Here is a 12,948-nt window from a genome sequence, read left to right as displayed (position 1 = left end):
ATCTGCGAGCACATGGGGGACTCGGCGCGAGGGGCGTGGCAGGGAGGCTCGGTGCGAGAGGCATGACATGTGGGAGTCGGCGCAGGAGGCGTGGCTGGGGCACTCGGCGGGGGAGGAGGGGGCGCCCAGGGTGGTGCCGAAGTGCGGACAGCGGGCTTTCAGCCACGGCACAAGCACGGGTGAGACCATGGAGGCATGGAGCAGCAGAACCCGACGGAGCGACCCTCCGCGACCACCGTCCACCCGATCGGCACCCGCCTGGACGGGGTCACGGACCTGGAGGAAGCCGTGCGCACGGTGCGGGAGCACCCCGGGCCGGTGGAGATCCCCGCCGGGCCCGGTCAGCTGGCCGGGCGCCACCTCGGGTCGGTGCCCCAGCGGCAGGTCGGCGAGGCGTTGCGCGGAGCCGGCGCCGCGCCCCTGATCCTGCGGGCGGACATCTCCATCGACGAGGACATCCCGGACGAGGGCGTCATCGCCGTCCTCGACGACCACCTGTCCCTGGCCGCCGGCGTGGGCGCCGAGTACCTCGTGGTGCCCCGGGCCGGGGTCGGCGGGCGCGGGCGCAGCGAGGACCGGATCTTCTCCATGCTCGCGGCGCTCGCCGAGGCGGCCTCGGCCCACCAGGTGCACCTGCTGCTGGAGACGGAGGGCGCCACCGCGGACGAGGTGGAGCTGATCCAGTTCCTGGAGCGCGCCCGCAAGGAGGGCACGCTGGACGTGGACCCGCACTACCTGGCCTCCGTGGCCTGGAACGTCGCCGCGTCCACCGCCGCTGGGGAGGGCCCGGCCGCCGCGTTCGAGCGGATGCGGCCGCTGCTGGACCTCGCCCCGCTGATCGTGTGCGGGGTGGACGAGGACGCGGTGGAGAACCTGTTCGCCGCCGTGCCGGAGCTGCGGGAGGCCGCCGCGACGGCCCGGATCCTGGTCATCCTGGGGCGCCCGGGACCGGCCGGCGCCTGACCGCCTGGTGGTAGGGTGACTCCCTGTGCACGGTGTGCACCACTGCCGTTCCACGGCGGTGCTCCGCCTTGGTGTAATCGGCAGCACCCCGGCCTTTGGAGCCGCGGAGTCTAGGTTCGAGTCCTAGAGGCGGAACGTCCGCATCCCGCCCGACGGCCTGACCGCCGACAGCCTGCAAGACGGAGCCGAGACGGACCCGGTGAGCCCACCGGAGCCTCTCGACGATCGACGACCGAGGAGCTGCATCCCGCTGTGAGCACCCCCCACACTCCCGCCTCCGCGCCCGGGACGGCCGGCGGCCCCGCCGCCGTCATCGTCCTCGCCGCCGGCAAGGGCACCCGGATGAAGTCCAAGACCCCCAAGATCCTGCACTGGATCGGGGGTCGTTCCATGGTGGGGCACAGCCTCGTGGCCGCCCGCAGCCTGCACCCCCGGCGGCTGGCCGCCGTGGTGCGCTTCGAGCGGGACCTGGTGGCCCCGCACGTGCTCGAGCAGGATCCCGCGGCGCTGATCGTGGACCAGGACGAGGTGCCCGGCACGGGCCGGGCCGTGCAGGTGGCGGTGGAGGCGCTCGACGCCCAGGAGCGGCTGGCCGGCACCGTGGTGGTCACCTACGGCGACGTCCCACTGCTGACCCCGGAGGTGCTGCAGAAGCTGGTCGCCCACCACGAGGAGCGCGGCAACGCGGTCACCGTGCTGACCGCCGACCACGAGCAGCCCGGCGGCTACGGCCGGGTCCTGCGGGACGCCGACGGCTCGTTCCGCGAGATCAAGGAGGCCAAGGACGCCACCGAGGCCGAGCTCGCGGTCACCGAGATCAACTCCGGCATCTTCGCCTTCGACGCCGACGCCCTCCGCGAGGCCCTGGCGCAGGTCACCTCGGACAACGCCCAGGGCGAGATGTACCTCACCGACGTCCCGCTGCTGGCCCGGCAGGCCGGCCGCGCCGTGGACGCGCTGAAGATCGAGGACCGCTGGGAGGTGGAGGGCGCCAACGACCGCGTGCAGCTGGCCCAGCTCGGCGCCCACCTCAACCGCCGCGTGCTCGAGGAACACATGCGCAACGGGGTGACCATCGTGGACCCCGCCACCACCTGGATCGACGTGCAGGTGCGGATCGGCGCGGACGTCACGGTCCTGCCGGGCACGCAGCTGCTCGGCGGCACCCGGGTGGCCGAGGACGCCGTCGTCGGCCCGGACACCACCCTCACGGACGTGGAGGTCGGCCCCGGCGCGCACGTGGTGCGCACGCACGGCTCCGGCTCGGTGGTCGGCCCCGGCGCCTCCGTGGGGCCGTTCGCCTACCTGCGCCCCGGCACGGTCCTGGGCGCGGACGGCAAGATCGGCACGTTCGTGGAGACCAAGAACTCCCGGATCGGCACCGGCTCGAAGATCCCGCACCTGTCCTACGTGGGGGACGCCACCATCGGCGAGCACTCCAACATCGGGGCGGCCTCCGTGTTCGTCAACTACGACGGCGTGCGCAAGCACCGCACCGTGATCGGCGACCACGTCCGGATGGGCTCCGACAACATGTACGTCGCTCCCGTCACCGTCGGGGACGGCGCCTACTCCGGGGCCGGCACCACGATCCGCAAGGACGTGCCGGCCGGGGCGCTGGCGCTGACCGAGGGCGCGCAGCGGATCGTCGAGAACTGGGTCGTGGAGCACCGCCAGGGCACGGCGGCGGCCGAGGCCGCGCTGCGCGCCCGGGCGGACGGCGCCGCGACGGCCGGGGACGCCTCCGGACAGAGCACGACCGGGGGCACCGCCGCCGGGCACACCACCGCCGCGCACACCACCGAGGAAAGCGAGCAAGAATGACGACCGCCATCACCAACGCAGGTGCGAAGCAGCTGGTCCTGGTCTCCGGCCGGGCGCACCCGCAGCTCGCGGAGCGCATCGCGTCGGAGCTCGGCACCGAGCTGATCCCCACGGCCGCCTACGACTTCGCCAACGGTGAGACCTACGTGCGCTTCGGGGAGTCGGTGCGGGGCACGGACGCCTTCCTCATCCAGTCCCACCCGGCGCCGATCAACCAGTGGATCATGGAGCAGCTGCTGATGATCGACTCGCTGAAGCGGGCCTCGGCCCGGTCGATCACCGTGGTCTCCCCGTTCTACCCCTACGCCCGGCAGGACAAGAAGCACCGCGGCCGCGAGCCCATCTCGGCCCGCCTGATCTCGGACCTCTACAAGACGGCCGGCGCGGACCGGCTGATGTCCGTGGACCTGCACACCGCGCAGATCCAGGGCTTCTTCGACGGCCCGGTCGACCACCTGATGGCCATCCCGCTGCTGGCGGACCACGTGCGCTCCGTCGTCGACGTCGAGAACGTCACCGTGGTCTCCCCGGACACCGGCCGCGTGCGCGTGGCCGAGCAGTGGACGGAGCTGCTGGGCGGCTGCCCGCTGGCGTTCGTGCACAAGACCCGCGACATCACGGTCCCGAACCAGGCGGTGTCCAAGGAGGTCGTCGGGCAGATCGAGGGCCGCACCTGCGTGCTGATCGACGACATGATCGACACCGGCGGGACGATCACCGGCGCCGTGAAGGTGCTGCGCGAGAAGGGCGCCAAGGACGTCATCATCGCCGCCACCCACGCCGTGTTCTCCGACCCGGCGGTGGAGCGGCTGTCCTCCTGCGGCGCCCTCGAGGTCGTGGTCACGGACACCCTGCCGGTGCCCCCGGAGCACCAGTTCGAGAACCTCACGGTCCTGTCCATCGCCCCGCTCATCGCCCGGGCCATCCAGGAGGTCTTCGAGGACGGCTCGGTGACGAGCCTGTTCAACGGCCGCTCCTGACCGATCCCGCGACCGATTCCGTGACCGATCTCCCGGCCCACGACGCCGCAGCCCCTCGCCGCCCGGTGAGGGGCTGCGGCGTCGCCGGGACCGCCGCGCCGCAGAGGACGTTTCGCCTCCCATGACCCGCTCCCGCGCCCGCCGCCTCCTGCCGCCCCTGGCCCTGGGGTCCGTGGCGGCCGCCGCCCTCACCGGCTGCGGGCCGGACCCGGGCGAGCCCTGGGCCGGTCCCTACGTCAACGTCACCGCCTACCCGTACTTCGACTTCGGCGCCGCGGCCGCCGGGCAGTCGCACACCGTGCTGGGCTTCGTGGTCGCCGACCCGGAGGAGCCCTGCACGCCCTCCTGGGGCGGCTACTACGGCCTGGAGGAGGCGGAGACGACGCTGCGGATGGGGGAGCAGATCGCCGCGCTGCGCGAGGCCGGCGGTGACGTGGTGGTCTCCTTCGGCGGCGCCGCCCGCGACGAGCCGGCCACCGCCTGCGCCGACCCCGAGGCCCTGCTGGGCGCCTACCGGCAGGTGCTCGACCGGTACGAGGTCCCGGTCGCGGACTTCGACGTCGAGCTCAACGACCTCCAGGACCCCGCGGCGAACCAGCGCCGCGCCGAGGCCGTGGCCCGGCTGCAGGAGGAGCGCCCCGCGGGCACGCCGCTGGAGGTGTGGCTGACCCTGCCGGTGTCCCCGGCCGGGCTGTCCGAGGACGGCGAGGACGTCGTCGCCCAGATGCTCGCCGCCGGGGTGGACCTGGCGGGGGTCAACGTCATGACCATGAACTACGGCGAGAGCCGACCCGACGGGCAGTCCATGGTGGAGGCCTCGGCGGAGGCGGCCCGGGCGGCCCACGGGCAGGTGCGGGAGCTGTGGGCCGCGGCGGGCCAGGAGCTGTCCGAGGAGCAGGCCTGGCGCCGGATCGGCCTGACCCCGATGATCGGGGTGAACGACGTCCCCGGGGAGGTCGTGGACCCGGAGGCCGCCGCGGCGCTCAACGCGTTCGCCCGCGAGCAGGGCGTCGGCCGGATCTCCTACTGGTCGCTGAACCGGGACCGGCCCTGCACGGCCGAGCACGGCGACCCGTCCGAGGCCAACGACTTTTGCAGCGGCCTGGAGCAGGAGGCCGGGAAGTTCACCCGGGTCCTGGGCCAGGGCTTCGGGGACTGAGCGCCTCCGGCGGCACCGGCTCCCGCGCGGCGCGCGGATACAGCCAGGACCGGCCGGAGAAGCCCGGAGCGCCCGTCGGCCGGACCGGCGCCGGCGCGCCCGGGCCGGTGCCGGCCGCAGCAGAATCCGCCGCAGGAGAACCCGCCGCAGCAGAACCGTCCGCAGCGGAACCTGCCGGAGCAGAACCGGCCGCGGCAGGACCCGCCGGAGCGGCGTGCACCCGGCCCGTGCCCGCCGACCTCGGGCTGCCCGGAACGATCCGGACCGGCGCCGGGCGGACCGGCCAGAGCCGCGGCCGGCGTCCCGCGGCGAGGTCCTCGGCCCAGCCCACGGCGAGCACCACCGCCGCCAGCAGCGGCCAGACCAGCAGGAAGGACAGCCACGGGCTCTCCAGCATCCCGGGCACGGCCGTGGCCAGCAGGTCGCTGCTCCAGAGCACGTCGATCAGGACCACGGTGACGACCAGCAGCAGGTTGTGCCACAGGTAGACGGTCATCGCCCGGGCGTTGAGCAGGCTCACGACCCCGTCCAGGAACCGCAGCGGCCGGGGCAGCTCCTGCCAGCTCGGGGAGATCCGCAGCAGCACGGCGCAGAAGCCGAAGGACCACAGGGCCTGGGCGAAGGGGATCTCGTTGAGGTCCCACCCCGACCCCCCGAGGTGCCCGGCCGCCCACCACAGGCCCAGGACCATCGCCGCGGGACCGGCCGCGAGGACGAGGCCGCGGGGAGCGCGGCGCAGCAGCCCGCTCTGGTGGGCGAAGCCGAGGAGCCAGCAGGAGCCGTAGGTCGCGGCGTCCGTGACCGGGGCGTCGGCCCAGGAGGGCAGCGGCACCGCGCCGAGGGCCAGCAGCCCGCTCAGGGCCAGCGGGGCGAGCAGCACCGGCCAGGGCCGGGCGCGGAAGGCCCGCAGCAGCACGGGGGAGAGGAGCATGAACCAGAAGTAGGTCCGCACGTACCAGAGGATCTCCCCGGCCTGCACCGGCCAGGTGGGGTCCACCGTCCCCGTCCCGGCGCTCTCCGGGAAGACCGGGTCGCCGACCGGCAGGAACCACAGCAGCACCTGTCCCCAGGAACCGTCCGCGCCGGGGGACCAGCCCTGTCCCACGAGCAGGGCGAGCACCGTGGCGGCGTAGACCCACAGCGGGACCAGCACCCGGCGGGCGCGGGAGCGGAGCACCCCGGCCGCCGGCCGGCGCAGGGAGCGCGCCATCAGGGCCCCGGCCAGGGCGAACATCACGCCCATCGCGGGGAACAGCAGACTGAAGAGGGCGCCCGCGAACGTGTGGTAGGCCACCACACGGACCAGCGCGATCGACCGCAGCAGGTCGAGGTACCGATCCCGGCCCGGCTCAGACCCGCTCATCGCGCCGGTCCTCCCGCCAGGGGACCGGGTGGTCGGCGGGCTCCGCCGCGGGAGCCAGGTCGAGGACGGTGTTGGTGCGCTCGGGCTTGTACCAGCCGATCATCCGGCCCTTGAGGGCCTGCAGGACGGAGGCGTAGAGCAGGTAGGCGCGCAGCGGCTCGTAGATGAATCGGTAGACCGGGACGATGAGCAGGTGCGCCCAGGACTCGCCGACCATCCGGATGGCGATCACGCAGATGACCGCGTGGATGGCGAGCACGAACGCGGCGAAGGCGGCCAGGGGGACCCAGGTGCCGGCGGCGAGGTTGAGCACGGCCATGAGCACGGTCAGCGGCAGGAAGACCAGCGGCACCAGGGTGGCCAGGGCGGTGTAGGGCAGCGCCACCATGCCCAGGAACCCGTAGCGGGGGCGGAGGAGCATCCCGGCGTGCTTCCACAGGGCCTGGAGGTTGCCGTAGGTCCAGCGCAGGCGCTGCTTGGCCAGCCCGCGCACGGTCATCGGGGCCTCGGTCCAGGCCACGGCCTGGTTCTCCTGCACGATCGCCCAGCCGTGCTGCTGCAGGGTCATGGTCAGGTCCGCGTCCTCGGCCAGGGTGTCGTGGGAGTAGCCGCCGGCGGCCTGCAGGGCCTCCCGCCGCCAGGCCGCGCAGGCGCCGGGGACGATGGAGATCGCCCCGACCACGGACTCGGCCATGCGGGTCACGCAGATCCCGGAGATGTACTCCAGGGACTGCCACATGGTGAGGATCCCGGTGCGGTTGCCGACCTTCACGTGCCCGGCCACGGCCCCGACCGGGCGGCCCCGGTGCGGGGCGGTGAAGTGGCGGGCGAACATCCGGACGGTCTGGGGCTCGAAGAGGGTGTCCCCGTCGAGGGTCACCACGATCTCTCCGGTTGCGGCCATGATGCCGTGGTTGGAGGCCACGGACTTCCCGGCGTTGGGCTGGCTGATCACCCGCAGCGCCGGCCAGGTCGCGGCGGCCTCCTCCAGGACGGCCAGGGTGTTGTCGGTGGAGCCGTCGTCGACGGCGACGACCTCCAGGTGCGGGTAGTCGCTGGCCTTCAGCGCGGCCAGGGTGCGGGCGACGACCGGCTCCTCGTTGAACACCGGCAGGATCACCGAGACCAGCGGCAGCTCGTCCTCGGGGACCTCCGGCCACTCCCGCCGCTGCTGCCGGCGGTGCCCGATCAGCGCCAGCACCACGTACAGCACCGACATCACGGTCAGGGAGGAGACGCCGAACCAGAACAGCCAGGTCATCACCACCTGCGGGGCCACCGTCAGCCCGGCCACGGCCAGGGCGGTGGCGTCGTCGGCCAGCACCGCGTCGGTGGACACCGGCTGGTAGCCCTCCGGGAGCACCGGGGCCAGGGTCGAGAAGGTGTACCCCTCGGCCTTGGCCTGGGCGATGAGCTGCTTGAGGGCGGCCACGGTGGCGGTGCGGTCCCCGCCGCCGTCGTGCATCAGCACGATGTGCCCCTTGCCGTCGAGCTCGGGCAGTTCCACGGGCTCTCCGGGCACGGCCGCCCAGTCGAGGGTGTCGTAGTCGAAGTCCACGTGCAGGTAGCCCAGCTGCTGAGCCTCGAGGATGGGCAGGGGCTTGTTGTCGGGGTCCCCGGTGGGCAGCCGGAACAGGTGCGTGGCGTAGCCGTCGATCGAGCGCATGGCGCGGTCGGTGCCGATGAGCTCCTCGCGGCTGCGCAGGTCGTCGTCCCACACGGTGGTGTGCGTCATGGTGTGGTTGCCGACCATGTGACCCTCGCGGAGCATCCGGCGGAACAGCTCCGGCTGGGCGACGACGTTGGTGCCGATGTTGAAGAACGTGGCCGGCACCCCCTCCGCGGAGAGGACGTCGAGGATCTCGGGGGTGAAGGTCGCGTCCGGGCCGTCGTCGAAGGTGAGCATCAGCTGCTTGTCGGGCAGGGACCCGAAGCGCTCCATCACGTAGGGGCTGTCCCCGACGATCTCGACCTCCTCCGGGGTGAGCGACCGGTAGGTCTCGTCGGTGAACGGGTCCGTCAGCACCGTCTCGCCGGTGCGGTGGCCCACCAGGGCGATCCTGCTGAACGGGTTGGCGGAGTCGCCCAGCAGCGGGATGTTCTCCGGGTCCCCGGTCGCCAGCAGCTCCCGCGCGTAGCCGCTGTCCTGGTTCTCGGGCCGGTCCCAGGTCTGGGCCAGGGCCTGCGGCACGAGCCAGGACACCGACCCCACCGCCACGACCAGCAGCAGGAGGACGGTGGCGAGGACCCGGTACCAGCGCTTGCCGCTGGGGTCGAAGAAGACCGGGGGCGCCACGGTGCTGCCGGTCCGTTCCGCGCGTCGGCGCGGTGCTCGTCGGTCGTCAAAGCCTCTGGTCACGGCACGCTCGTTCCCCCCGGAAGTCGGTCCGCCCCCTCGACGGACCGGCCGGCGCATCCCCCCGGACGGGCCGACCAGGTCAGCGTGCCAAGCCGCACCCCGGTTGTCACAAATGCGAATGAATGCGCACAGGCTTCACAGCGCATCGTTCTGCATGGAAATGCGGGCGCGAACCCCGTCGCGCCCCGATTCTGTCGCTACGGCACAGTAGTTAATCCTCGGGAACGTGGCCCGACCTGTGGACAGTCGCCGAGCGGATCGTCCCCCATTGTGCCGACGCGCGACGAAGGAGAATTCACAGGTTTGCCAAGAGAAACACAGTCAAACTTCGTCACGATGGTGAATTCGCTCACGTACCCCCGGCTGTGCTCCTCCTGGGACCTCCTGGAGACACGGCCCCTCCGCCGGGACGGGGCTGCCCGGACACGCGAACGACCCCCCACCGGGAAGTTCCCGGTGGGGGCCGTCGCAGGGTGGCCGCGGGGGACGGACCGTCCCGTGCGCGCCGCCGCCTCTCGGCTCAGTAGGCCCGGTCGAAGCGCTGCAGGAAGGCCGCCATGACGTCCCGGCTGACCGAGGCCGACGGCCGGTAGGTGCCGTCGTCCCAGCCGGTCGAGATGGCGGTGGCGCGCATCCAGGCCATCTCCTTGTAGAAGCCCTGTCGGGGAGAGACGTCCACGAACGGGGACGTCGCCGGCGCGGTGAAGCCCGGCTTGCCGGCCAGGCGGTAGAGGAACGCCGCCATCTGGTCCCGGGAGATGGCCTGGGTGGGCTTGTAGGTGCGCACTCCGTTCGAGGAGACCCAGCCGGTGGAGACTCCGGAGGCGCGCATCCAGGCGATCTCCTTATAGAACACATGGGTGGTGGGCACGTCCGCGAAGGGAGAGACCCGCGGCGGGGTGAAGGCGGGCTTGCCCGCGACCCGGTAGAGGAAGGCCGCCATCTGCTCGCGCGAGACGTTGTGCGTGGGGCGGTAGACCCGGGAGGCGCCGGCGGGCCAGCCGTTGGAGATGCCCGCCGCCCGTGTCCACGCGATCTCGTTGTAGAAGGTGCGGCCCCAGTAGACGTCGTTGAACGCCGAGGTGACGTAGAGGCCGTCGTGGGTGTTGAGCGTCTTGCCGGCGAAGAAGGGGTCCCCCGAGGTGAGCAGCAGGTTCTTGAGCTGGTCGGAGCTGAAGGAGGGGTTCTTCTGCTTCATCAGCGCCAGGGTGCCGGCCACGTGGGGGGTCGCCATCGAGGTGCCGTAGTCGTAGCGGACGTTGGGGGCCACGGGTCCTCTGGTCCCCGTGTTCCCGGAGGAGAGGATGTGGTCGCCGGGGGCGTAGATGTCCACGGCCGCGCCCACGTTGGAGTAGTTGGCCACCGTGCGGCTGGAGGTCACGGCACCCACCGTGATCACGTTGTAGCAGTTGCCGGGCGCGTAGTTGATGGCCTGGGCGCCGTAGTTGTTGCCGGCGGCCACCGCCACCGGGATGCCCTTGAACCAGGCCTTGTTGATCGCGGTCTGCAGCACGGCCGGGCAGGACCCGTACATGCTCAGGGACATGTTGATCACGTTTGCGCGCTTCTTCGCCGCCGGCACCCCGGCCACGGGCTCGCCGGCCAGCCAGGTCACGGCGTCGGCCATGTCCGAGACGTAGCCGGTGCCGCAGGCCCCCAGTGCGCGGGCGTTGAGCAGCGTCGCGTCGGGGGCGACTCCCACGGTGCCGTAGTTGTCCCGCTTGGCCGCGATGGTCCCGGCCACGTGGGTGCCGTGCCAGATGGAGTTCGAGGCGGGGGAGCCGCTGTAGCACTGGCCGTAGGTGGAGTAGGTGCCCGGGTCCCGGGGATCGGGGTCGCGGCCGTTGCCGTCGTTGCCGAGCGCGGGACTGGAGACGAAGTCGTAGCCGCCGATGACCTGGGAGTCCAGGTCCGGGTGGTTGGCGAAGCCGGTGTCCACGACGCCGACGGTCATGCCCTTGCCGGTGGCGGTGTTCCACGCGTTGAAGGCGCCCAGCGTGGGCAGCGCCCACATGGAGGCGACGCCGGGGTCGTAGGCGGCCGCGGCGGTCGAGGCCAGGCGGTCGGTCTCCGCGTCGGACATCCCCGGGATCTGGGCCGCGAAGACCAGCCGGTCGGGCTCGGCGTACTCGACCGCCGGGTCCGCGGCGATCTCCGCGGCGAGCTTCTCGGCGTCCTCGGTGGTGACCTCGTCGGAGAGCTCGACGACGTCCGCGCCGTCGGCGGTGGTCTTGAGCTCGGTGGTGTCCTCGGCCTCCGGCACGTCGGCCTGGTCCGCCGCGCTCTCCAGGATCTCGTTCTTCTGCGCGTCGGCGACCGTCCCGGCGTACTTGACGATCATCCGGTCGGTGGGCAGGTCCTCGGGGGCGGTCTGGACCGCCTCGGGCGGGGCGGGGGCGTCCTCGGCGAGCGCGCCGGTGGCGGGCAGAGCGACGAGCAGTGCTGCGCCCAGGACCGCGAACGGGGGGATGCGGTGCTTCTTCATGGGGTTCCTCGAGCGTGTAGTGACGGGGGGATCAGGAGGTGTGTGCGAATCGGTAGAGGAAGGCGGCCATCACGTCGCGGCTGACCGCGGCGCCGGGGCGGTAGGTGCCGTCGTCCCAGCCGGTGGAGATGCCGGTGGCCTGCAGCCAGGCCATCTCCTTGTAGAAGCCCTGGCCGGTGGAGACGTCCACGAACGGGGAGGTCCGCGGGGGCGTGTAGGCGGGCTTGCCGGCCTGGCGATAGAGGAACGCCGCCATCTGGTCCCGGGAGATGGCCTGTCCGGGCTTGTAGGTGCGCACCCCGTTGGCGGACACCCAGCCGGTGGAGATGCCCTTGGCGTGCAGCCAGGCCATCTCCTTGTAGAACACGTGGGAGGTCGGCACGTCGGCGAAGGGGGAGACCCGCGGCGGGGTGTAGGCGGGGGAGCCGGCCAGACGGTAGAGGAACGCCGCCATCTGGTCCCGGGTGATGGCCTGGGCCGGCTTGTACACCCGGGAGGTGCCGCTGGCCCAGCCCGTCGAGATCCCGGAGCTGTGCAGCCAGGCGATCTCGGTGGCGAACGGGTGGTTCGCCGCCACGTCACGGAAGGGGCCGGCGGCCACGTGCGCGTCGGGTGCGCCCAGAGGGACGGTGCTGCGGGTGTCGGCCGGCGCCTTGCCGTCCGGGTAGCCGTACGAGGCGACGGTCCCGACCAGCTTCCAGCCCTGCTTGTTGCCGGTCAGGGAGCCGTCGACATAGGTCAGGCCGATGCCGATGACCTCCATCCTGGGGTCGGTGAGCACCTTGTTGTGCGCGGAGGAGCCCTTCCACCAGTCCACGAGGTCGGTGACCGAGTGCCGCCACGAGATCGCGTGGATCTCCCCGGCGGCGTCCCATGACCCGGCGCGCTGGTCGTACAGGAAGTTGGTCGTGTGGTCGATGACCTCCTGGCGGACCAGGCGGTCGGACTCTCCCTGGGCGATCCCGGACAGGGTCGCCGAGTACCGGACCGGCTTCAGGTTCTTGGACTTCCGGTGGGCGTTGATCAGGTCGAGCATCTTCTGCGCGTCCGTGGTCCGCGTCTGCGCGTTCATCGAGACGATGTCCTGCTGCGCGGCGGTGGCGGCGGGCGCGGTGATGGAGAGGGAGGAGGCGGTCAGCGCGGCCGTGGCCGCGAGGACGACGAGGTGCTTCTTCATGGGGACGTCACCCGCATTTCTGTTCGGAGGGCACAGCGGTGCCGTGGCGGAGGAGTTTCGGGGGGTGGGGCGTGTCAGGAGCGGGTGCCGAAGCGGTGCAGGAAGGCGGCCATGACGTCGCGGCTGGTGCCGGCGCCGGGGCGGTAGGTGCCGTCCTTCCAGCCGTTGGAGATGCCGGTGGCCTGCAGCCAGGCCATCTCCTTGTAGAAGCCCTGGCCGGTGGAGACGTCCACGAACGGAGAGGTCCGCGGGGGCGTGTAGGCCGGCTTGCCGGCCTGGCGGTAGAAGAACGCGGCCATCTGGTCGCGGCTGACCCGCTGGGCCGGCTTGTAGGTGCGCGTGCCGTCGGCGGCGGCCCAGCCGGTGGAGATGCCCTGGGCGTGCAGCCAGGCGATCTCCTTGTAGAAGACGTGGCTGGTGGGCACGTCGGTGAAGGGGGAGGTGCGCGGGGCGGTGTAGGCGGGAGAGCCGGCCAGGCGGTAGAGGGCGGCGGCGACCTGTTCGCGGGTCATCTGGTGGGCGGGGCGGTAGGTGCCGTCGGGCCAGCCGCGCAGCACGGCGCGGTTCTTCACCCAGGTGATCTCCGGGGCGAAGGTGTGGGTGGCGGGCACGTCCTTGAACGGGCCCGGGACCACGGG

Annotated in this window: 9 protein-coding genes and 1 tRNA gene; 5 read left to right on the top strand and 5 right to left on the bottom strand. The window is 72.3% G+C overall.

Annotated elements, in window-relative coordinates; genetic code table 11:
- The first annotated feature begins 195 nt into the window (after window positions 1-195).
- The 5 genes from BJF77_RS16930 (at window position 196) to BJF77_RS16910 (ending at window position 4,926) form a co-directional block, all read left to right on the top strand.
- Window positions 196-963 carry a hypothetical protein gene (locus BJF77_RS16930; protein ID WP_047804100.1) on the top strand — a complete coding sequence of 256 codons (768 nt, stop codon included), beginning with the start codon at window positions 196-198 and terminating at the stop codon, window positions 961-963.
- Window positions 964-1,025: 62 nt separating this feature from the next.
- Window positions 1,026-1,098, top strand: a tRNA-Gln gene (locus BJF77_RS16925).
- A gap of 207 nt (window positions 1,099-1,305) precedes the next feature.
- Window positions 1,306-2,787: a bifunctional UDP-N-acetylglucosamine diphosphorylase/glucosamine-1-phosphate N-acetyltransferase GlmU gene (glmU, locus tag BJF77_RS16920; RefSeq protein ID WP_255396336.1), complete on the top strand. Its 1,482-nt coding sequence runs from the start codon at window positions 1,306-1,308 to the stop codon at window positions 2,785-2,787.
- Window positions 2,784-3,767 carry a ribose-phosphate diphosphokinase gene (locus BJF77_RS16915; RefSeq protein WP_047804102.1) on the top strand — a complete coding sequence of 328 codons (984 nt, stop codon included), beginning with the start codon at window positions 2,784-2,786 and terminating at the stop codon, window positions 3,765-3,767. The genes glmU and BJF77_RS16915 overlap by 4 nt, the downstream gene beginning before the upstream one ends.
- A 121-nt stretch (window positions 3,768-3,888) precedes the next feature.
- A complete protein-coding gene (locus BJF77_RS16910; protein ID WP_075872892.1) occupies window positions 3,889-4,926 on the top strand; it encodes a chitinase in 1,038 nt (345 codons plus the stop codon).
- Here the strand turns inward: BJF77_RS16910 and BJF77_RS16905 are convergent.
- The 5 genes from BJF77_RS16905 to BJF77_RS16885 form a co-directional block, all read right to left on the bottom strand.
- Window positions 4,892-6,289, bottom strand: a complete 1,398-nt coding sequence (locus BJF77_RS16905) for an acyltransferase (protein WP_075872891.1) — start codon at window positions 6,287-6,289, stop codon at window positions 4,892-4,894. The genes BJF77_RS16910 and BJF77_RS16905 overlap by 35 nt on opposite strands.
- Window positions 6,276-8,648 (bottom strand): bifunctional polysaccharide deacetylase/glycosyltransferase family 2 protein, encoded by a 2,373-nt coding sequence (locus BJF77_RS16900; RefSeq protein ID WP_255396335.1) that lies wholly within the window; start codon window positions 8,646-8,648, stop codon window positions 6,276-6,278. The genes BJF77_RS16905 and BJF77_RS16900 overlap by 14 nt, the downstream gene beginning before the upstream one ends.
- A 520-nt stretch (window positions 8,649-9,168) precedes the next feature.
- The gene (locus BJF77_RS22170) at window positions 9,169-11,133 is read right to left on the bottom strand and encodes a S8 family serine peptidase (RefSeq protein ID WP_075872889.1); all 1,965 of its coding nucleotides are present in this window, start codon (window positions 11,131-11,133) and stop codon (window positions 9,169-9,171) included.
- 31 nt (window positions 11,134-11,164) lie between these two features.
- Complete coding sequence (locus BJF77_RS22885) at window positions 11,165-12,310, bottom strand: S-layer homology domain-containing protein (RefSeq protein ID WP_075872888.1); 1,146 nt, start codon at window positions 12,308-12,310, stop codon at window positions 11,165-11,167.
- Between the two features lie 74 nt (window positions 12,311-12,384).
- A partial coding sequence (locus BJF77_RS16885) for an S-layer homology domain-containing protein (RefSeq protein ID WP_139318626.1) occupies window positions 12,385-12,948 on the bottom strand: 564 nt, incomplete at its 5' end.

Source organism: Kocuria sp. CNJ-770 (genome assembly GCF_001942375.1).
In the GTDB taxonomy this organism is placed as follows: domain Bacteria; phylum Actinomycetota; class Actinomycetes; order Actinomycetales; family Micrococcaceae; genus Kocuria; species Kocuria oceani.
This window is presented reverse-complemented; position numbering and strand designations above follow the sequence as displayed.

What these genes read in the sequence shown, in the direction of transcription:
- BJF77_RS16930 (WP_047804100.1), top strand. Translation starts at nt 196, where the DNA reads ATGGAGCAGCAGAACCCGACGGAGCGACCCTCCGCGACCACCGTCCAC.
- glmU (WP_255396336.1), top strand. Translation starts at nt 1,306, where the DNA reads ATGAAGTCCAAGACCCCCAAGATCCTGCACTGGATCGGGGGTCGTTCC.
- BJF77_RS16915 (WP_047804102.1), top strand. Translation starts at nt 2,784, where the DNA reads ATGACGACCGCCATCACCAACGCAGGTGCGAAGCAGCTGGTCCTGGTC.
- BJF77_RS16910 (WP_075872892.1), top strand. Translation starts at nt 3,889, where the DNA reads ATGACCCGCTCCCGCGCCCGCCGCCTCCTGCCGCCCCTGGCCCTGGGG.
- BJF77_RS16905 (WP_075872891.1), bottom strand. Translation starts at nt 6,289, where the DNA reads ATGAGCGGGTCTGAGCCGGGCCGGGATCGGTACCTCGACCTGCTGCGG.
- BJF77_RS22170 (WP_075872889.1), bottom strand. Translation starts at nt 11,133, where the DNA reads ATGAAGAAGCACCGCATCCCCCCGTTCGCGGTCCTGGGCGCAGCACTG.
- BJF77_RS22885 (WP_075872888.1), bottom strand. Translation starts at nt 12,310, where the DNA reads ATGAAGAAGCACCTCGTCGTCCTCGCGGCCACGGCCGCGCTGACCGCC.